The following is a 22494-nucleotide window of genomic DNA, read 5'->3' on the forward strand; positions in this document are numbered from 1 at the left end:
AGGATTCAATTTATAATTACATTTCTCTAAATAGGCCTACAACTTTACCTAATACAGTTACATGTTCTAAATAGATAGGTTCCATTGTACTATTCTCAGGTTGTAAGCGATAACGTGTCTTTTCTTTATAGAACCGTTTAACAGTAGCTTCATTTTCTTCAGTCATAGCAACAATAATATCTCCATTTTCAGCGATTGTTTGGCTTCTAACGATTACTTTATCACCATCTAAGATACCTGCTTCAATCATACTGTCTCCAACGACATTGAGAATGAAAATATCACTATTATGAGTTGAAGTGAAGTGTTCGGGTAACGGGAAATATTCCTCAACATTTTCTACGGCAGTAATCGGTATACCGGCTGTTACTTTACCGATTACAGGAACATGAATAGTTTCTTCCATATTTAAAGTATCACCTAATTGTTCTGATACAATTTCAATTGCACGAGGTTTAGTAGGATCTCTTCTTATATAACTCTTTTCTTCTAATCTTGATAAATGACCGTGCACTGTAGAACTTGATGCTAATCCTACGGCTTCACCAATCTCTCTTACACTTGGCGGATATCCTTTTGAATGAACTGTTTGTTTTATATATTCGAAAATTTCACTTTGTCGCTTTGTTAACTCTCTCATAGTAGGCACTCCCTAGATTAATTTGTTTTTATTATAGCATGCATATATATATATTACAAACGTTTGTTCGTTTCTTGTTGACTCGGAACAAGTGTTCTGGTAAGGTGTAAATACAAACAAACGTTCTAGGAGTGGCTATTAATGTTGAAAATATATAAACACCAAATAAAAGCGTATGTAACAGTGTTACTTGTTACGATGCTATTAAGCGCATTATTTATTTTAAGTGCACATAACAATGCAGAATCAGAACAGACGTACGAAATGACCGATCATCAAATAACGCATGAACCAGCACAAAGCGAACAATACAATGTGAAAATCGAAGAGAATAGCGAACACGAACAACAACCGGTTATAGCAACGGTTAAATAATTTTTTAAATAGAAGTGATTTGGGAAAGCAAGCATGTTAATAGTAAATAGGGATAAAGTGAGCGAAACGATTTAGTTTCGCTCACTTTTTTGTTATATTTTTCCTAGATTATAAATTACGGAGGTTAACTATGGCTAACAAGGGTAGCGTAGATTTAGAACGTATTAATGAATTAGCAAAGAAGAAAAAAGAACAGGGACTTACTCAAATTGAAGCCAAAGAGCAATCTAAGTTGCGCAAAGCTTATTTAGACGAATTTAGAGGCAAGTTCAAGCAACAAATTGAAAGTACTAGAATTATTGATTCAGAAGGAAATGATGTTACACCTAATAAAGTGAAAAAAATATTAGATTCTAAAGACAAAGAAGATAAAAACTAAATCACTTTTTTGTTAAATAGAAGAAAATTAATGTATAATGGTATTGAATCTTGCTAGAAGAAAGGAAGTCATGTTAGATGAATATAGAAAAAGATCAATTAGCGATAGATACGATTAGAGCGTTAAGTATCGATGCTATTGAAAAAGCAAACTCAGGTCACCCTGGATTACCAATGGGCGCTGCTCCTATGGCCTATACTTTATGGACGCGTCATTTAAACTTTAACCCCCAATCAAAAGATTTCTTTGATAGAGATCGCTTTGTATTATCTGCGGGACACGGGTCTGCGTTATTATACAGTTTATTACATGTTTCAGGTAGTTTAGAATTAGAAGAGCTAAAACAATTTAGACAATGGGATTCTAAAACGCCTGGTCATCCTGAATTTAGACATACGGATGGCATTGAAGTAACAACAGGTCCACTTGGACAAGGTTTCGCTATGTCAGTTGGTATGGCAATGGCAGAAAAACACTTAGCTGGTAAATTTAATAAAGATGACGCACAAGTTGTAGATCATTATACTTATGTACTTGCTTCTGATGGTGACTTAATGGAAGGTGTTTCACATGAAGTCGCTTCATTAGCAGGTCATAGTCAATTAGATAAACTAATTGTTTTATATGATTCAAATGATATTTCTTTAGATGGTGATTTAGATAAAGCATTTTCTGAAGATGTTAAAGGTCGTTTCGAAGCATACGGTTGGAAGCATATTTTAATTGAAGACGGTAATGATATCGAAGCAATTGATAAAGCAATTGAAGAAGCGAAGTCTAATGATGTACCTACAATAATTGAAGTTAAAACAATTATTGGTTATGGTGCACCAAACAAACAAGCTTCTCATGGTGTGCACGGTGCGCCATTAGGTGAAGACGAAAGAAAATTAGCTTTCGAAAATTATGGTTTAGATCCTGAAAAACGTTTCAATGTGCCTGAAGAAGTATATGAAATTTTCCAACAAACTATGCTAAAACGTGCTAACGAAAACGAAGAAGCATGGAATAAACTTGTTGAAGAATATAGCAGTAAGTACTCAGATTTAGCTGAAGAATTTAAACTAGCTATTAGTGGTAAATTACCAGTAAATTATAAAGATGAGTTACCAAACTTCGAAGCTGGCCATAGTGGTGCTTCTCGTGCTGATTCTGGTGAAGTAATACAAGCATTAAGTAAAACAGTACCTTCATTCTTTGGTGGGTCAGCAGACTTAGCTGGTTCTAACAAATCAAACGTAAAAGATGCGGCTGATTTTGACAAAGATACACCAGAAGGCAAAAATATTTGGTTTGGTGTGCGTGAATTCGCAATGGGAGCTGCAGTAAATGGTATGGTCGCACATGGTGGATTACATCCATACGGTGCAACATTCTTCGTATTCAGTGACTACTTAAAACCAGCACTTCGTTTATCATCAATCATGGGCTTAAATTCAACATTCATCTTTACGCATGATTCAATTGCTGTTGGTGAAGATGGTCCAACACATGAACCAATCGAACAATTAGCTGGTTTACGTGCGATTCCTAATATGAATGTGATTCGTCCTGCAGACGGTAACGAAACACGTGTGGCTTGGGAAGTAGCTCTAGAATCAGAAAGTACACCAACATCATTAGTATTAACGCGTCAAAACCTTACAACAATGGACTTACCAAAAGAAACAGTTGAAGAGGGCGTACGTAAAGGTGCTTATGTAGTGTTTGAATCTGACAAAGAAGCAGAATTCTTATTATTAGCAACAGGATCTGAAGTTAATCTTGCTGTAGATGCGGCAAAAGATTTAGAAGCACAAGGTAAAGGCGTTCGTGTTGTATCAATGCCTAACTGGAATGCATTCGATCAACAATCTGCTGAGTATAAAGAATCAGTATTACCATCATCAATTACAAAACGTGTAGCTATTGAAATGGCTTCACCACTTGGTTGGCATAAATATGTCGGCACACAAGGCAAAGTCATCGCAATTGATGGATTTGGTGCAAGTGCGCCTGGCGATTTAGTAATTGAAAAATATGGTTTCACTAAAGAAAACGTATTGAATCAAATACAAACATTCTAATTAATATAATTAATTATTTAAATTGTTGGTATGAGAGCGAAAGTTCTCATACCAATTTTTATTATTAGATATAAAGCATAGCTTATATTTACAAATTGATTTTGTAATTGATATAATACATAAGGTTGAAAAAATATATATTAATTGAGTTGCTCTTGAAAAGGAGCACCAATTTTAGTAAAATTCATTAGGATAGGAAAGTGGGTGAAACAATGGCAACTTGGTTAGCAATTTTATTAATCGTGTTAGCACTAATTCTAGGACTAGTCGGTGGATTTTTCCTTGCAAGAAAATATATGATGGATTATCTTAAAAAGAACCCACCAATTAACGAAGAAATGCTACGTATGATGATGATGCAAATGGGTCAAAAACCATCTCAAAAGAAAATAAATCAAATGATGACAATGATGAACAAAAATCAACAAGATCAAATGAAAAAAACAAAATAATGTTCTATAAAGGGTTCGAGCCAATAAGTGAATTGGTTTGAACCTTTATTTTTTAACAATAAGATTAAATCATTAAATCCTTAGCCATATTAAATATTTTCAAAGTGAATGATAGTTTTATCAAGATGTTTATGTCGCGAACCCTAAAGTATTCAATAATTAAAATGTGAACTTTATATTTCAAATATTCAGAAAACATTTGATTGTGATATGATTTTTGTTATAATTGTGTATATATAAGGGAGGTATCGATAAGTGAAGGATGCTTATGACATGGAAGACAGAGAAGTATTAGATCGACTAGCTAATATGCACATTAACTTTCCGAACGATGAAGCTTTTAAGAAATATCATAACGCAATGCAAATTCATGATATGAATTATCTTAGATATACACTAAATGATGCATTATCGAGCATGTGTTAATTCACATGTGCAATAGAGCAAAAATGATAGAATAAACCTTTACCAAGGTTCATTCACATTGTCGACAAAGTCTTAAAGACTTTGTTGGCATTTTTTATGGTGTATGTTTTAGATTTTTTAGTCTCACAAAGCTTTAGTCATAGCACTTCACTTTCCCAAGAATAAAACAATAGAAAAAATTATATTATTCGCATAGATGTTAAGCATATTTAGTATAAGAAATTTATTATTTATAGAGGGAAAAGATATTGATAGTTGTTATTTACTTAATTTAAAAATGCTAATATATACTATGTAATGTTAGAAACGAGAAAATAGTGGAAAACGAATTAAAAATACTGATTAATATTTTGTTAAGTGATATACTATCGAAAGTAAATATCATCTTATAGAAATTTAAAGAAGGTGTAAGTGTGTTATATTTAGTAATTTCTATAATTTTCGCTTTTATAATGGGACTAGGTGCTATCTTTGTGCGAATGAAAGCGCAAAATTTTCCAGTTAATGAAAAGAAAATTATATTACCACCATTTTTTATGGCAACAGGTGCTTTAATGTACGTTGTTCCATATTTTAGATTAACTGGTCTTGAAATTGTAGAATGTATTATTTTAGGTATAGCGTTTTCTACAATTTTAATATGGACATCTAAATTTGAAACTCAGGGCAGTGAAATATATATGAAACGCTCTAAAGCTTTCCCTATCATTCTTATTTCACTACTGTTAATACGTACATTACTTAAAATATTTATTAGCAATAAAATAGACCCAGGAGAAATTGGTGGCATGTTTTTCTTACTTGGTTTTTCTATGATTGTTCCTTGGCGTTTAGCAATGTTATATAAATATAAAAAGCTTAAAAGCACGTTAATTCAATAGTTTGTAGAGGCTGGGGCATAAATACATGTCTCAGCCTCAATTGTTATATTGGCAGTAGTTGAAAGAAGTGGAAATTCCTTTATATGTAACTTTTAAAGCATTAGTTCTTCATTTATGAAGATAAGTAGTTCTTATATAAGCGCTGAAGCTATTGTCTTTTTTTATAGTCATCTTTGTGTTCTGGAGTCATATGACAAAATTTTATTAGAAAAATTAGCTTTTTGTCTCATCGCCATTATGGTTATACTTGTCTTAGTAGTAAAAATATTATAATATATAAATACGAACAAACGTTCTATTAGAGGTGTTAAAATGAAAGTAATACATACTGCCGATTGGCATTTAGGCAGAATTTTAAATGGTAAATCATTATTAGAAGACCAAGCATATATTTTAAATCGTTTTATAGAAGCAATGGAAAATGAACAACCGGATGTCATAGTCATTGCGGGTGATTTATATGATACGAGTTATCCGAATAAAGATGCGATTCAATTATTAGAAAGTACAATTGATACTTTGAATCTAGAGATGGGCATTCCGCTCATTATGATAAGCGGTAACCATGATAGTAAAGAACGATTGAACTATGGTTCCAAGTGGTTTGAAAAATCAAATTTATATATACGTACAAAACTTGAAGATATGAATGTACCTATTTCAATTGGGGCTATAGATTTTTATACGTTACCGTTTGCAACAATTAATGAAACTCAACATTTTTTAAAAGATAATACGATAGAAACTTATCAACAAGCTTTAAGTAAATCTATTGAATATATGAGTAATAATATAAATAAGAATAATACCAATATTCTTATTGGTCACTTAACTGTACAAGGTGGTGTGCGTTCAGAATCAGAGAGACCTTTATCTATAGGGACAGTCGAATCTGTAGAAGCTGATTCGTTTCAACAGTTTGATAGAGTTATGCTCGGGTCATCTACACCATCCGTTTAGCATAGATTCTGATTTTATAAGCTATAGTGGGTCTATACTCCAATATTCTTTTTCAGAAGTGGATCAACCTAAAGGGTATAGAACCATTGAAATTAATGAAGATACGATTAAAGAGAAATTCATACCGATTGCGCCTTTAAGACAATTAGAAGTTGTAGAAGGCGATTACGAAGACGCGATACAAGAAAAATTAAAGGTAAAAGATAAAGATAATTATTTACACTTCAAATTAAAACATATGTCTCATGTCAGTGATCCAATGGTACATTTAAAACAAATTTATCCTAATACATTGGCACTTACAAACCAGACTTTTGATTTTAGTGCACACATTCATCAAGATAACTATGAAATTCAAAAATTAGATGATGAAACGATAATTGATAAATTCTATAAAAATATTACTGATGAAGAACTAACACAAACTCAAAGTAAAACAGTAGCTAAGGTGTTAAATGATTTGCTCGAAGGAGAATCTGAATAAATGAGACCTTTAACATTAAATTTAAATAATTTCGGACCTTTCTTAAAAGAAATGATAGATTTTAATAACGTAAAAGATAATCAACTTTTTTTAATCAGTGGTAAAACTGGATCAGGTAAGACAATGGTTTTTGACGCAATTGTCTATGCACTTTTTGGTGAAGCGTCTACTAAAGATAGAAAAGAGAGTGATTTAAGAAGTCATTTTGCAGATAGCAAGACACCTATGATTGTAGAATTTGAATTTAAACTAAGAGACCATATTTTTAAGATTGTGCGACAAGGTGCATTTATTAAAGAAGGTAATAAAAATAAAACGCTAGGCCAGTTAGCAATATACCAATACGAAGACAATGAATATAATCTCAGAGAGAGTAAAATAAATACGGGTAATCAATTTATCAGAGATTTATTAGGCGTAAACGCTGAGCAATTCAGACAACTTTTTATATTACCTCAGGGAGAATTCAAGAGATTTTTACTATCTAAAAGCTCAGAGAAGCAAGAAATTTTAAGGACACTTTTTAATAGTCAGCGTTTTGAAGAAATACAGAAACACTTGAGTAACGACGTAAAAGAAGTTAGAGAACAAATTGAAAAAAGATTCAATATGTTAGAAAATAATTGGCATGATATTGAAACATTTAACGATGAACTATTAACTGAATATAAAACAATCAATGCTAGACAAACAAATCGAATTATGAAAGTATTACCAGAATTTAAAGAAAAAGCACGAAAAATACAACAAGAAATAAAAGAAAAAAAGAGTAAATATAAAGATGAAGTGACCACGGCAGAAAATAATTTAAATTATAATTTAAAACTTGAAGAAGCATTAACGCAGACTTAAAGAGAAACAACTGCAATATGAACAGTTACTTTTAGTTGATGACGAAATCAAAAAGAAAATCCAACTATTAAATGAAATTTATGAAGTAAGACCGTTAGCTAATTTGTTAGAGTCTAAAGAAACGTTAACTTTAAAAAAAGAAAAATCAATAAAAGATATCGAAGAAAAAGAAAAATCGATTAATTCACTCAAAGATAAGTCACATGAAAATAAAAAACAACTCGAAAAACATTTACAGTCTTCAGATATATTAGAAGGTTTTAGAAAGTATGTAGAAAAATGTAAGTTGTTTTATGATAAAGCAAGTAAATATCGAGAGGCATATCATCAACGTGAAACAATAAATAAAGCTTATAAAACACTTGAAGAAAAGGTTAAAACACAAAAGCAACTACTGGATGATCTCGCTAAGAAGTTAAACCATCGTAACAGTGATTATAAAAAAGTTGAATTGCTTAATGCACAAATTTATAATTTAAATAATGAAATCAAAGAGTTAAAACAGAATGAACTCAAAAAAATTGAATTTGAAAGCTTACAAAACAGAAAAAAACAAAAGTTAACAGATATAGAAAAATTTCATATGCGGCTTCAACAATTAGATGACAAATACTCTAATATAGACAAAACGAATATAGATTTAAACAATAAAAAGGATATTATTGCAAAAGTTCAATCAGCATTAAATTCAGGTGATACATGCCCGATTTGTGGAAATGAAGTACATTCAATTGAGCAACATCTAGACTTTGATGAACTAACTGAAAGACATCAAGCGTTAACTGCAATAGAAGAACAACATAAAGATATAAAAGAGAAAAAGATAAAATGTGAAAGTGAATTAAACTATTTAAATGAACAAATAGAAAAATTTTCTCAAGAAGAGCTTAATAATACGAATTATCGTGAACTTGAAAAGCGTATTGATTATAAATATGATGAAAAAGAGAATTTAGAAAAAGAAAATGAAGAGATTAATCAATTAAAAGAACAATTACAAAAAAACGAACAAACTTATCATACGCTTGAATTAGATATGAAAAATAAGCAACATACTCTAAGAGAAAATGATATTACTATAAATGATTTCGAACATAACACCGAACTTGATAATGTTGCTAAGTTTGTGAAAGCTTATGAAAGTAATTTAGAAAAGATAAAAGAATATGACAATGTTTTTAATAAATTAGAACAAAATATTCTAAATAGTAACCAACAACTGTCTATTGAAGAAAATAGTAAAGCATATTTAGAATCAAGTTTAAAAGAATTAAAAAATGAATTGGAAAATATGAATCTGAAGATAGATGAAGAAATGGATAGAATTGGCTTCACTCAATTTGAGCAGGTGGAAGCAACAATAGTTAAAGTAGCAGATAAAGACAAAATTGAAGCAGAGGTCAATACTTACAATAAAGAGAAACAGTCATTAGAATTAGTTATTACACAGCTTAGTGAAGAAACAAAAAATAAAAAACTTGAAGATAGCCAACATTTAAAAGAAATCTATCAACAAAAGCAACAAGTATTAGACAAGATAGCTACGGAATTAAGCCAACATGAATATAAGATTGATTTTAATCAGAAGAAAATCAATGAGATTAATTCAATTATAGAAACATTAGAAAAGGAATTGAAAGCACAGCAAGAAGTGTTTCAATTAGCCGAAATATTGTCAGGTAAAAATGATCAAAAGTTAACGTTAGAAAACTATGTATTAATTTACTACTTGGAACGAATTCTTGCTCAAGCCAATCAACGTTTAGCATTGATGACAGGGCAACGCTACCAATTAACAAGAAGAGAACAAATATCACAAGGTTACAGTGGACTTGAAATAGACGTCTTTGACTCGCATTCGAATCAATCTCGACATATTTCATCATTATCTGGTGGAGAAACTTTCCAAGCATCATTAGCCTTAGCATTAGGACTTAGTGAAGTAGTTCAACAAGAGTCTGGAGGAATTGCTTTAGATTCTATGTTTGTAGATGAAGGTTTCGGAACATTAGATCAAGAAACATTAGAAACAGCGTTAGATACATTACTGAGTTTGAAATCTACAGGGAGAATGGTAGGTATTATTTCTCACGTAAGTGAACTTAAGCAAAGAATTCCGTTAATACTTGAAGTTAGTACAGAGCAATATCAAAGTACTACACAATTTAAAAGGCAATAATTGAATAAGGGATTGGTACAGAAATCTAGTTTTTCTAAAAAGATTTCATCGCATGAGCCTGACCCGGCAAAGTTGACTATAAAGTTGAATACAAAAGCATGATATAAGCATATTTTCAATTCAGTCAGCTACTGCCAATATGCTTATAGAGGAGTCTGAGACATAGGCTTCATAGTAAACTAAAAAATGGTGGTTTCTACGTGAAATAAAGTAGAAACCACCATTTTTAATCGCTTATCCATTTTAGTAGCTCAATGAGTTGCTATTTTTCTTATATTTATTGCCATTAATACTAATTCTACTTCTCGTTTAACTTTAGGTAACCCACGAAGTGACATTCATTTGAAACTCAAAATAGCATTCAAGAAACCAAAAACTGGTTATACATCAATGTTTTTTGGTTGTTGAATTATTAGAAAATGATGGTGCTTTGGGTTGACCCATGCGGGAAATACGCTAGTCAAAGACTACGTCAGGCTGAGGCTTTGTCTGCGGTAAACATGCATAAAAAATACCAACAAAATCGTTAGACTTAGTTGGTAGTAAGAAGCAATGGATATCAAATGCTTATTGCTTTTTATTAATTTTTTCACGTAGTAAATCACGAATTTCTGTTAGTAATACAGTATTTTCTTCTACTTCTTCTTCTTCAGGTTTCATTAAGGTGTTTGCAATTTTAACAAAGATGAATAATGCAAAAGCAATGATAATGAAATCTATAATTGATTGTACAAACATACCATATTCGATGCCCATGAATGTCCAACTTTTTGCAAAGTCAACAGTTCCGAAAATCAAGCCAATTAAAGGCATGATGATGTATGCAACTAGTGCTGTAACAATTTTGTTGAAAGCCGCACCCATTACTACAGCTACCGCTAAATCTAAGACATTACCTTTTAATGCAAATTCTTTAAATTCCTTCAACATTTTATAACACCTCTTAATTAAATATAAATTTTATTATACAATAAGTTTTAAATAAAGAGAATAGTTTTTTTAACTAAATTTGATATTAACACTAGGGTTTGTTATTCTAATACGTGGCGAAAGATAAAAATAGAATTTATAGTGTTTTTTCTATTTAGGATTTTAAAAAATTAAATAAGATGAGAAAGGGAGTTATTATTAATGAATTCTTCTAACGATAGACTTAGTGGTAAGAAAATATCTCCAGTTTTTATCTATAGTGCGATACTCGTAGCGATTGTAGTACTTATAGGTGCATTCTTGCCTGAACAGTTTGACACTGTAACAAATACAATCAAACTATGGATAACAGAAAAACTTGGATGGTATTACTTAATACTTACAACGTTCATTGTTTTCTTCTGTGTTTTCCTAATATTTAGCCCAATCGGTAAACTGAAACTTGGTAAACCGAATGATAAACCTGAATTTAATACAATTTCATGGTTTGCGATGTTATTTAGTGTTGGTATGGGAATTGGACTTGTATTCTATGGAGCGGCTGAACCAATGGCTAACTTTGCTGCGCCACCAACTGCAGATCCAAAAACAACTGAAGCGTATACTGAAGGTTTACGCGCAACATTCTTCCATTGGGGCTTCCACGCATGGGCAATTTATGGCGTAGTAGCATTAGCGCTAGCGTATGCTCAATTTAGAAAAGGCGAACCAGGACTTATTTCTAGAACTTTACGACCTATCTTAGGCGATAAAGTAGAAGGTCCTATTGGAACAATAATCGATGTATTAGCAGTATTTGCTACTGTTGTTGGTGTTGCCGTATCACTTGGTATGGGCGCATTACAAATCAATGGTGGTTTGAATTACTTATTCGGAATTCCAAATAATATATGGGTACAAGCAATTATTATTGTGATTGTAACTATATTATTTATCATGAGTGCTTGGTCTGGATTAAGTAAAGGTATCCAATATTTAAGTAATCTAAATATTAGTTTAGGTTTAATATTGATGATAGCTGTACTTATTATTGGCCCAACTGTATTAATTTTAAATATGATGACAAGTTCAACAGGTAGTCTATTGAACTCGTTCCTATTTAACTCATTTGATACAGCAGCTTTAAACCCTCAAAAGAGTGAATGGATGTCTAGTTGGACACTTTACTATTGGGGCTGGTGGTTAAGTCGGAGTCCATTCGTAGGTATATTTATTGCACGTGTATCTAAAGGACGTTCTATCCGTGAATTTATTTCTGGTGTACTTTTAGTGCCTGCATTAGTAAGTTTCGTTTGGTTCAGTGTATTTGGAGTACTAGGTATTGAAACTGGTAAGAAAAATCCTGAAATATTCGATATGACCGTAGAAACACAACTCTTTGCTGTGTTTAACGAAATACCTATGGGTATTATATTATCAATCGTTGCATTAATATTAATTGCATCATTCTTTATTACTTCAGCAGACTCAGCTACATTCGTATTAGGTATGCAAACGACATATGGTTCGTTAAATCCTTCGAATTACATTAAAGTAACTTGGGGTATTGCACAATCATTAATTGCTTTCGTATTATTATTTGCGGGTGGGGGTGATGGTGCACAAGCACTGAACGCGATTCAGAGTGCCGCCATTATAAGTGCCTTGCCGTTCTCCTTTGTAGTTATAATGATGATGGTTTCATTCTACAAAGATGCCAATAAAGAGCGTAAGTTCTTAGGCTTAACATTGACGCCTAACAAACATAGATTGCAAGATTATGTGCAACATCAAGAAGATGATTATGAAGATGACATTATTGAAAGACGTAAACCATTAAGAGACGATGAAAAAAACGAAAAATAATGTGAATTAACTGGGGGATCCTAATGGGCCTCCAGTTTTTTTGTGCGCAAAAAGATTAAATATTAAGCAGGAGCGGTTTTTGTTAAAGCGTTTAATATAAATAAAAAATATAAGCAAAACAGTAAAAAGAATTGTATATATAATTAAATATAGGTGATAATGATTCTCAATTGATAACATTAACTTATTACACAATCATAGCGTGATAAGTTATACTTATACATACTGATTGAAAAATCAAATCTAAATTATATAGGTTTCTAGTATTATGTAGTTGTTTTAAGTTGCATTTAATTATACAATTCAGATAACGGCATATAATCAATATAAATTTCAAGGGGGATTTTTATGGCTTCTAATATCAAACAACAAGCGAAAAAATCGTTTGAGCTTAACGGAAAATCATATACATTTTATGATTTAAATACGTTAGAAGAACAAGGTTTAACGAAAGTATCAAAATTACCATACTCAATTAGAGTATTACTAGAGTCTGTTTTAAGACAAGAAGATGGTTTTGTAATCACTGATGAACACATCAAAGCATTATCTGACTTTAACAAAGGCGCAGAAGGCGAAGTACCATTTAAACCATCTCGTGTTATTCTACAAGATTTCACAGGTGTTCCTGCAGTTGTAGACTTAGCATCATTACGTAAAGCAATGAATGATGTTGGCGGAGATTTGGATAAAATCAACCCAGAAGTACCAGTAGATTTAGTTATTGACCACTCAGTTCAAGTTGATAGCTATGCAAATCCAGATGCATTAGAACGTAATATGAAATTAGAATTTGAAAGAAACTACGAACGTTATCAATTTTTAAATTGGGCTACTAAAGCATTTAACAATTATAGTGCAGTGCCACCGAGCAACTGGTATCGTTCACCAAGTTAACTTAGAGTATTTAGCAAATGTTGTTCATGCTCGTGAAGTAGATGGTGAAACTGTAGCGTTTCCTGACACATTAGTTGGTACTGACTCACATACGACAATGATTAATGGTCTTGGTGTATTAGGTTGGGGCGTAGGTGGTATCGAAGCCGAAGCAGGAATGCTTGGTCAACCTTCATACTTCCCAATCCCTGAAGTGATTGGTGTTAGATTATCTAACGCATTACCACAAGGTGCAACAGCTACAGATTTAGCTTTACGTGTGACTCAAGAGTTACGTAAACAAGGCGTGGTTGGCAAGTTTGTTGAATTCTTTGGTCCAGGTGTACAACATTTACCATTGGCAGACCGTGCAACTATTGCAAACATGGCTCCAGAATATGGTGCGACTTGTGGTTTCTTCCCAGTAGATGAAGAAGCATTAAAATATATGCGCTTAACAGGTCGTTCTGAGGATCAAATCCAACTTGTGAAAAAATATTTACAAGAAAACAGCATGTTCTTCACAGTAGAAGATGATGAACCAGAATATACTAAAGTTGTTGAATTAGATTTATCAACTGTTGAAGCTTCATTAGCAGGACCAAAACGTCCTCAAGATTTAATTTTCTTAAGTGATATGAAAACTGAATTCCAAAAATCAGTTACTGCACCAGCAGGTAACCAAGGTCACGGATTTGATGAGAGCGAGTTTGATAAAACTGTTGATATTGAATTTAAAGACGGTTCAAGTACAACAATGAAAACGGGCGACCTAGCTATTGCCGCAATTACATCATGTACAAATACATCTAACCCATATGTAATGTTAGGTGCTGGACTAGTTGCTAAGAAAGCAGTAGAAAAAGGATTAGAAGTGCCAGAATACGTTAAGACTTCATTAGCACCAGGTTCAAAAGTTGTTACAGGCTATTTAAATGATTCAGGTTTAAACAATTATCTTGATAAACTTGGATTCAACCTTGTAGGTTATGGTTGTACAACTTGTATTGGTAACTCAGGTCCATTACGTGAAGAAATTGAAAAAGCTATAGCAGAAGAAGATTTATTAGTTACATCTGTATTATCAGGTAACCGTAACTTTGAAGGACGTATCCATCCTTTAGTTAAAGGTAACTACTTAGCTTCACCACAATTAGTTGTTGCTTATGCTTTAGCAGGTACAGTAAATATCGATTTACAAAATGAACCACTAGGTAAAGGCAAAGATGGCGAAGATGTATATCTAAAAGACATTTGGCCTACAATTAAAGAAGTTTCAGATACTGTAGATAATGTTGTTACACCTGAATTGTTCAAAGAAGAGTATGCAACGGTATACAATAATAATGAAATGTGGAACGAAATCGATGTTACAGATAAACCGTTATATGACTTCGATTCTGAATCTACTTATATTCAAAACCCTTCATTCTTCCAAGACTTATCTAAAGAGCCAGGAACAATTGAATCACTTAAAAATTTACGTGTTATGGGTAAATTTGGAGATTCAGTAACAACTGACCATATTTCGCCAGCAGGTGCTATTGGCAAAGACACACCGACAGGTAAATACTTATTGGATCATGATGTTCCAATTCGTCAATTTAACTCATATGGCTCACGTCGTGGTAACCATGAAGTTATGGTCCGTGGTACTTTCGCTAATATTCGTATTAAAAACGAATTGGCTCCAGGTACAGAAGGCGGATTCACAACGTATTGGCCAACAGGTGAACAAATGCCAATATACGATGCGGCAATGAAATATAAAGAAGATGGCACTGGTTTAGTAGTATTAGCTGGTAATGACTACGGTATGGGATCTTCACGTGACTGGGCAGCTAAAGGTACAAACCTTTTAGGTGTTAAAACAGTTATTGCTCAAAGTTACGAACGTATTCACCGTTCAAACTTAGTTATGATGGGTGTTTTACCTTTACAATTTAAAGACGGAGAGTCTTCAGAAAGTTTAGGTATCGATGGAACTGAAGTTATTTCAGTTGATATTGATGAAAATGTTAAACCTCATGATTTAGTTAAAGTACAAGCTAAAAAAGAAAATGGTAAAGTCATTGAATTTGAAGCAGTTGCACGTTTTGATTCAAATGTAGAAATGGATTATTACCGCCATGGTGGTATCTTACAACTTGTATTAAGAAAAAAATTAGCTAGTAATTAATAACTTAATGATTACACATTAGCTGTCTGATATATAAATTCACTTGTTTTAAGTTCTTATGCAAGAGCTTAAGCACTTGTATTTCTTTATCTAATCAGTCTTGTGGGGGTGGGAAAATGAAATCAAACGTTGATTTCTGTCCTGCTCCCTTTTTTATGTTAATATTTAATGTGTAATAATGACTATGTGTATTTGAAAAGAGGACGTAAAATGATTTACAGTATGACAAAAATAGAATCACGTTATCAAGAGACAGATCAAATGGGCGTAATCTATCATGGTAATTACCCTACATGGTTCGAAGTCGCACGTACAGACTATATTTCTAAATTGGGCTTCAGTTATAAAGACATGGAAGATGCGGGTATTATCTCACCAGTAACAGATATAGATATTAAATATATTAAATCCATCACGTATCCAGAAAAGGTAACAATTAAGACTTGGGTAGATAAATACTCTAGATTGAGATATGTTTATCGTTATGAGATTTTTAATGAAGCAGACGAGTTAGCGACTACAGGATCTACTACTTTAACTTGTATTAAAAAGGAAGACTTTAAACCAATTAGACTAGATAAGTATTTCCCAGAGTGGCATGCGGCTTATCTTGATATTGATCAAAAAAATAAAGCGGGCGAAACGTTAGAGCTTGTAAAAGGTATTTAACTCAATACTACTTTTCGTTAAATGTTAATTAAAAGATACATGGTAAAACAAATAAAAAAGGATGATTTCTATATTATTTAATAGAAATCATCCTTTTTCTTGTTTAACTTTAATTCTTTTATCTCGAAAGCTTCTTTAATTATACTAATGATAAATCATTTGAATCTAAAAGTTTAAATACAACTGTTTAAGCAATATTATATAGAAGAAAGATAATAATCAACACTGATTGTACATTAACTTAAGTTCAAAATAATTTAACTATATATTATTTAGTAGTATACGAAATTTCATCAACACTATCATTTATATCGATGAATAAATTATCATCTTTAAAATACCATAAATCTTTTTCGACGATGACTACGTCTAAACCTTCGTAATTATTTTCGTAACCAATTTCAACTTCATCTTTTCTGTCTACGCTAAAGGCAGGGCTAAATCCTTGTTTTAACTGAAATTCTCCACCATAACGAACGAAAAATTGTAAGACTTTATCACCTTCGGGTAATTCAAGTTCTTCTTTAAACCAAGACACTGCATTATTTGAAAGTTCTATTTCCATAATAAAAGTCTCCTTTCGGTTCACAAGTGCTTAACTTATGATAGTTAGTGACTAATCTAAAAATTAGTATTATATACATTACCCGTTTTGAGTAATACTAAAGATATTATAGCATAAATTATCAAAAAATTATTTGAAATCAATTTAGACATATGTGAAATAGCGAAAATCTATGTTAAAGCACTACATTAGTAGTATAATAGAAGTAATGATGTTTTAAAGTGATCGAAGAAATTAATTCTTCGTACGTGGATGTTAGGGGTCTTAAGCTAAAAATAAAAAGTCGGAGGCAATGAAGTCCTCTAGCTTTTTATTTTAATTACTTGATTGTTTACATAGTGACTTGTGTAATAGTTACATCCATTTTATTTTGGGTTCTTCACCTTTGAAAATTCTTACAATATTAGAACGGTGTCTAATAATCAGCAATACAACTACACCGATGCTAACGATAACTAAGATGACGTCTCGAATGAGTACAGCACCAATAAGACAACAGATTGACGCAATAATACTTGAAAGTGAAACATATTTTGTTAATTTCAATATTATAAAGAAAATAGCCGCTAGTATAATTAATAAGACAGGATTCATACCAAGTATAACGCCAAGCACTTGTAGCAACGGCTTTACCACCTTTGAATCCAAGGTAAACTGGATATACATGACCTAAAATTGCGAAAGCACCAACGATTAATCCATTTGTGAAAAATGAACTAATAGGACCTTCTGCACTGACAGGTAACCATAGTGGGAAAAAGACAACAATGAAACCTTTAAATATGTCTAAAAAAGTAACTAGGAAGCCTGCTGGTTTACCTAATACTCTAAAGCTATTTGTCGCGCCAGTGTTGCCACTACCAAATTCTCTGATATCTTTTTTATAAAATAATTTTCCTATTACATAGCCACTTGGAAATGCACCAATGAGGTAACTTAGTATCAACATGATTATAATCATCATCATATATAATCCACATCCTTTAATGACATTAAAATTATTTTACCATACAAGACCATAATAAGACGAATAAAAATTTTCATAGAGGAATGAATTATTTTTTGAAAATTGATTTGGTGCTTGCAATTTATCCAGATTTATATAAGAATAACTAATGTATAGTTTTAAAAACGAACGTATGTTTGTAGGAGGGCGAAACGATTGGCAATGAATAAACAAAATAACTATTCGGATGATTCCATTCAGGTTCTTGAGGGGTTAGAGGCCGTAAGAAAAAGACCTGGTATGTATGTTGGTTCTACCGATAAACGTGGATTACATCATCTAGTGTATGAAGTTGTCGATAATTCCGTCGATGAAGTATTAAACGGTTTTGGTAGTGAAATCATAGTAACTATCAATAAAGATGAAAGTATTACAATAGAAGATAACGGACGTGGCATGCCAACAGGTATCCACACGTCAGGGAAACCTACTGTTCAGGTCATTTTCACGGTACTTCATGCAGGCGGTAAGTTTGGGCAAGGCGGATATAAGACTTCAGGTGGATTACACGGTGTGGGCGCATCAGTTGTCAATGCGCTGAGTGAATGGTTGGAAGTTGAAATCTGTAGAGATGGTACGATATATACCCAAAGTTTTAAAAATGGTGGTAAACCATCATCAGGACTTGAAAAACATGGTAAAACAAAAAGAACAGGTACAAAAGTAACGTTTAAACCAGATCCTGAAATTTTCAAAGCAGCAACTTCATTTAATTACGATATGTTAAGTGAACGATTGCAAGAGTCGGCTTTTTTACTGAAAAGCCTAAAAATCACGCTTAGAGATTTAAGAGCCGGTAAAGAACGTGAAGATGTTTACCACTATGAAGATGGCATTAAAGAATTTGTGAGTTATGTTAATGAAGGCAAAGAAGTATTACACGAAGTCGCTAATTTTGCAGGTGAAGCGAATAAAATTGAAGTAGAAGTAGCATTTCAATACAACGATCAATACTCAGAAGGTATCTTGAGTTTTGTTAATAACGTTCGTACTAAAGATGGAGGCACGCATGAAGTTGGTTTTAAATCAGCTATGACACGTGTGTTTAATGATTATGCGCGACGTATTAATGAATTAAAAGAGAAAGATAAGAATCTAGATGGTAATGATATAAGAGAAGGGCTTACAGCAATTATATCGTTACGTGTGCCGGAAGAATTACTGCAATTCGAAGGACAAACCAAGTCTAAGTTAGGTACACCAGAAGCTAGAAGTGCAGTTGATTCCGTTGTGTCTGACAAATTGCCGTATTATTTAGAAGAAAAAGGGCAATTATCTAAATCTCTAGTAAAAAAAGCTCTGAAAGCCCAACAAGCGAGAGAAGCAACACGTAAAGCAAGAGAAGATGCACGTTCAGGCAAGAAAAATAAACGTAAAGACACATTACTTTCTGGGAAATTAACACCGCACAAAGTAAAAATACTGAGAAAAAAGAAATATACTTAGTAGAGGGTGACTCAGCAGGTGGTTCTGCTAAATTAGGAAGAGATCGTAAGTATCAAGCTATATTACCGCTAAGAGGTAAAGTAATAAATACAGAAAAAGCTAAACTGGATGATATATTCAAAAATGAAGAAATTAACACAATCATCCATACAATTGGTGCGGGTGTCGGTAACGAATTTAAGATTGAAGATAGCAATTATAATAGAATCATCATCATGACAGATGCTGATACCGATGGCGCACATATCCAAGTGTTGTTATTAACATTCTTCTTTAAGTATATGAAACCTTTAGTAGAAGTCGGCAGAGTATTTATTGCACTACCTCCTTTATACAAATTAGAAAAAGGTAAAGGTGCTTCGAGAAAAATTGAGTATGCTTGGACTGACGAAGAATTAGAGCAATTACAAAATAAATTAGGTAAAGGCTTTACACTACAACGTTATAAAGGTCTTGGTGAAATGAACGCCGATCAATTGTGGGAAACAACAATGAATCCTGAAACTCGAACGTTAATTAGAGTACAAATTGAAGATGAATTGCGTTCTTCTAAACGTGTGACAACATTAATGGGTGATAAAGTAGCGCCACGACGTGAATGGATTGAAAAAAATGTTGAATTTGGCTTACAACAAGAACAAAGTATTTTGGATAATAATGAAATTCAAATTTTAGAACAGGAAAACCCCGATGAGGAGGAAATAAATTGAGTGAAATAATTCAAGATTTATCGCTAGAAGATGTTATTGGCGATCGATTCGGTAGGTACAGTAAATACATCATTCAAGAGCGTGCATTGCCAGACGTTCGTGATGGGCTCAAACCTGTTCAAAGACGTATTTTATATGCAATGTATTCAAGTGGAAACACATATGATAGAAATTTCCGTAAAAGTGCTAAAACTGTCGGTGATGTCATTGGACAATATCATCCACATGGTGATTCCTCTGTGTATGACGCAATGGTTCGACTGAGTCAAGGATGGAAATTACGCCATGTACTAATCGAAATGCAAGGGAACAATGGTAGTATTGATAATGATCCAGCTGGCGGCTATGCGTTATACGGAAGCTAAATTAAGCCGTATCTCAGAAGAATTATTAAGAGATATTAATAAAGAAACAGTGCCATTTATGCCGAACTATGATGACACAACAATGGAGCCTATGGTCTTACCAGCAAGGTTACCTCATTTATTGATTAATGGTAGTACCGGTATATCTGCAGGTTATGCAACAGATATACCACCGCATAACTTGGCAGAAGTAATTCAAGCAACGCTTAAATATATTGATAACCCTGATATTACAGTGAGTCAATTGATGAAATATATTAAAGGGCCAGATTTTCCTACTGGTGGTATTATCCAGGGTATTGACGGTATCAAGAAAGCTTATGAAACCGGTAAAGGTAAAATCATTGTCCGTTCTAAAGTAGAATTAGAGGAACTACGAAATGGTAGAAAAGAGCTTATCGTTACTGAAGTACCTTATGAAGTGAATAAAAGTTCACTAGTTAAAAAAATGGATGAGTTACGCGCAGATAAAAAAGTAGATGGTATCGTTGAAGTACGTGATGAAACAGACCGAACTGGTTTACGTATAGCAATTGAATTGAAGAAAGACGTAAATAGTGAAGCGGTGGCGAACTTCTTATATAAAAACACTGATTTACAAGTTGCATATAACTTTAATATGGTTGCGATTAGTGATGGACGTCCTATACTTATGGGCATTCGCCAATTTATTGATAGCTATATCAATCACCAAATTGATGTTGTGACAAAACGTACGCGCTATGAATTAAACCATGCTGAAAGTAGAATGCATATTGTAGAAGGTTTAATGAAGGCACTTTCTATTTTGGATGAGGTCATAAAACTCATTAGAAGTTCTAAAAATAAAAAAGATGCTAAAAATAACTTAGTAGCTGAATATGATTTTAGTGATGCTCAAGCTGAAGCGATTGTGACGTTACAATTGTATCGTCTTACAAATACAGATATTGTTGAATTACAAAATGAACATGATGAATTGAAAAAAACGATCGAAGCTTTAAGAAACATCCTAGATAATCATGATGCCTTATTAAATGTTATTAAAGAAGAATTAACTGAAATAAGAAATCGCTATAAACAAAAACGTTTGTCTTCAATTGAAGCGGAAATTACGGAAATCAAAATTGATAAAGAAGTTATGATACCAAGTGAAACTGTAATCATGAGCGTTACAAAACATGGTTATATTAAACGTACTTCTTTACGTAGTTTTAATGCAAGTGGCGCCGAAGAAGTTGGTGTCAAAGAAGGCGATGAGTTGCTTAAATATCAAGAAGTTAATACTTTAGATACTGCACTTGTCTTTACTAATAAAGGACGTTACTTGTATATTCCAGTGCATAAATTATCAGAGATCAAATGGAAAGATTTGGGTCAACACGTATCACAAATCGTACCGATTGATGAAGGTGAACATGTCATAGATGTCTTTTGTGAACGTGACTTTAAACCTGAAGCATTTTATATTCTTGCTACACGTGATGGTATGATTAAGAAAAGTAATGTTTCTATGTTCAAAACTTCACGCTTTAATAAACCATTAGTATCAATGAAGTTAAAAACGGATGATGAAATCATTAATGTCATGCGCATAGAAGAACTACAACTGATTACAGTGCTTACACATAAAGGTATGTCCTTAACATATAGTAGTGATGAACTTTCTGATACTGGTTTAAGAGCAATTGGTGTTAAATCTATTAACTTAAAAGACGAAGATTATGCAGTGCTTACACAATTGATATCTGAAAAAGATTCAATTCTAATGGCGACACAAAGAGGTTCATTAAAACGTGTAGGATTTAAAGTATTGCAAACAGCAAAACGTGCGCAACGTGGTCTTACATTGTTGAAAGAACTTAAGAAAGCACCTCATCGTATTGTAGTCGCCGAAGTTGTCCAACCAGGACAAAAGCAATATACAATCTATTCAAATAAACAACAAGAAACAGGCGAGATTAAAGATATTCATTTATCAGAACAATACACAAATGGTAGTTTCATAGTAGATATTAATGACTTTGGAGAAGTGGAAAATTTAGTTGTTAAATAATATAAATTGAAAAAACTGTTAGTAAATACAACTATATAATGATAAAATACCTTTTAGGTGCAATAAAAAATAAAACCAAGAGATTTATAGTGGAGCAAGATATGATAGTGCAAAGCCTTTAGCTAAACACTTTTAAACCTTCGCTCACTTTCATGTGCACATATGCATTTTGAT

13 protein-coding genes and 5 pseudogenes are annotated in these 22494 nt (G+C 32.6%); 14 read left to right on the forward strand and 4 right to left on the reverse strand.

The window, feature by feature from the left end; translation table 11 throughout:
* Positions 1-16 precede the first annotated feature (16 nt).
* Complete coding sequence (gene lexA, locus ABLV90_RS10745) at positions 17-640, reverse strand: transcriptional repressor LexA (RefSeq protein WP_069832155.1); 624 nt, start codon at positions 638-640, stop codon at positions 17-19.
* 141 nt (positions 641-781) lie between these two features.
* Between lexA and sosA the strand changes: the two genes are divergently transcribed.
* The 9 genes and pseudogenes from sosA to sbcC all read left to right on the forward strand — a co-directional run bounded on the left by sosA (position 782) and on the right by sbcC (position 9694).
* A complete protein-coding gene (gene sosA / locus ABLV90_RS10750; RefSeq protein WP_460872617.1) occupies positions 782-1015 on the forward strand; it encodes a DNA damage-induced cell division inhibitor SosA in 234 nt (77 codons plus the stop codon).
* A gap of 130 nt (positions 1016-1145) precedes the next feature.
* Positions 1146-1394, forward strand: coding sequence for a DUF896 domain-containing protein (locus ABLV90_RS10755; protein WP_069815891.1), 249 nt, complete (start codon positions 1146-1148; stop codon positions 1392-1394).
* A gap of 77 nt (positions 1395-1471) precedes the next feature.
* On the forward strand, positions 1472-3460 hold the full coding sequence (tkt, locus tag ABLV90_RS10760) for a transketolase (protein WP_460872618.1): 1989 nt from the start codon (positions 1472-1474) through the stop codon (positions 3458-3460).
* Positions 3461-3672: 212 nt separating this feature from the next.
* Positions 3673-3912, forward strand: a complete 240-nt coding sequence (locus ABLV90_RS10765; RefSeq protein ID WP_021338794.1) for a YneF family protein — start codon at positions 3673-3675, stop codon at positions 3910-3912.
* A gap of 255 nt (positions 3913-4167) precedes the next feature.
* Positions 4168-4338, forward strand: coding sequence for a hypothetical protein (locus ABLV90_RS10770; protein ID WP_460872619.1), 171 nt, complete (start codon positions 4168-4170; stop codon positions 4336-4338).
* Positions 4339-4751: 413 nt separating this feature from the next.
* Entirely contained in the window at positions 4752-5219 is a 468-nt protein-coding gene (locus ABLV90_RS10775) for a CcdC family protein (protein ID WP_002507699.1), read from the forward strand.
* Positions 5220-5531: 312 nt separating this feature from the next.
* Positions 5532-6663 (forward strand): annotated as a pseudogene (gene sbcD / locus ABLV90_RS10780) (exonuclease subunit SbcD).
* The gene (locus ABLV90_RS10785; RefSeq protein WP_460872620.1) at positions 6664-7515 is read left to right on the forward strand and encodes an AAA family ATPase; all 852 of its coding nucleotides are present in this window, start codon (positions 6664-6666) and stop codon (positions 7513-7515) included. It abuts the pseudogene before it with no gap.
* Between the two features lie 46 nt (positions 7516-7561).
* Positions 7562-9694: an exonuclease subunit SbcC gene (sbcC, locus tag ABLV90_RS10790; RefSeq protein WP_460872879.1), complete on the forward strand. Its 2133-nt coding sequence runs from the start codon at positions 7562-7564 to the stop codon at positions 9692-9694.
* A gap of 567 nt (positions 9695-10261) precedes the next feature.
* Here sbcC and mscL read toward each other — a convergent pair.
* On the reverse strand, positions 10262-10624 hold the full coding sequence (mscL, locus tag ABLV90_RS10795) for a large conductance mechanosensitive channel protein MscL (protein WP_460872621.1): 363 nt from the start codon (positions 10622-10624) through the stop codon (positions 10262-10264).
* A gap of 201 nt (positions 10625-10825) precedes the next feature.
* Here mscL and ABLV90_RS10800 point away from each other — a divergent pair, with 201 nt between their 5' ends.
* The 3 genes and pseudogenes from ABLV90_RS10800 to menI all read left to right on the forward strand — a co-directional run bounded on the left by ABLV90_RS10800 (position 10826) and on the right by menI (position 16193).
* Positions 10826-12469: a BCCT family transporter gene (locus ABLV90_RS10800; protein ID WP_460872622.1), complete on the forward strand. Its 1644-nt coding sequence runs from the start codon at positions 10826-10828 to the stop codon at positions 12467-12469.
* Between the two features lie 348 nt (positions 12470-12817).
* Positions 12818-15524: pseudogene (gene acnA / locus ABLV90_RS10805) on the forward strand (aconitate hydratase AcnA).
* 210 nt (positions 15525-15734) lie between these two features.
* Positions 15735-16193 carry a 1,4-dihydroxy-2-naphthoyl-CoA hydrolase MenI gene (gene menI / locus ABLV90_RS10810; RefSeq protein ID WP_427704514.1) on the forward strand — a complete coding sequence of 153 codons (459 nt, stop codon included), beginning with the start codon at positions 15735-15737 and terminating at the stop codon, positions 16191-16193.
* 268 nt (positions 16194-16461) lie between these two features.
* Here menI and ABLV90_RS10815 read toward each other — a convergent pair whose 3' ends face one another.
* On the reverse strand, positions 16462-16758 hold the full coding sequence (locus tag ABLV90_RS10815) for a HesB/YadR/YfhF family protein (RefSeq protein ID WP_460872623.1): 297 nt from the start codon (positions 16756-16758) through the stop codon (positions 16462-16464).
* 354 nt (positions 16759-17112) lie between these two features.
* A pseudogene (plsY, locus tag ABLV90_RS10820) lies at positions 17113-17722 on the reverse strand (glycerol-3-phosphate 1-O-acyltransferase PlsY).
* A 204-nt stretch (positions 17723-17926) separates the two neighbouring features.
* On the opposite strand from plsY, the pseudogene parE reads away from it, so the two are divergent.
* Positions 17927-19920 (forward strand): annotated as a pseudogene (gene parE / locus ABLV90_RS10825) (DNA topoisomerase IV subunit B).
* Positions 19917-22320: pseudogene (gene parC / locus ABLV90_RS10830) on the forward strand (DNA topoisomerase IV subunit A). Before parE ends, parC begins: the two co-directional pseudogenes overlap by 4 nt.
* The last annotated feature ends 174 nt before the right edge of the window (positions 22321-22494 follow it).

Source organism: Staphylococcus sp. 2S1, from assembly GCF_046721335.1.
Taxonomy (GTDB): Bacteria; Bacillota; Bacilli; order Staphylococcales; family Staphylococcaceae; genus Staphylococcus; species Staphylococcus equorum_A.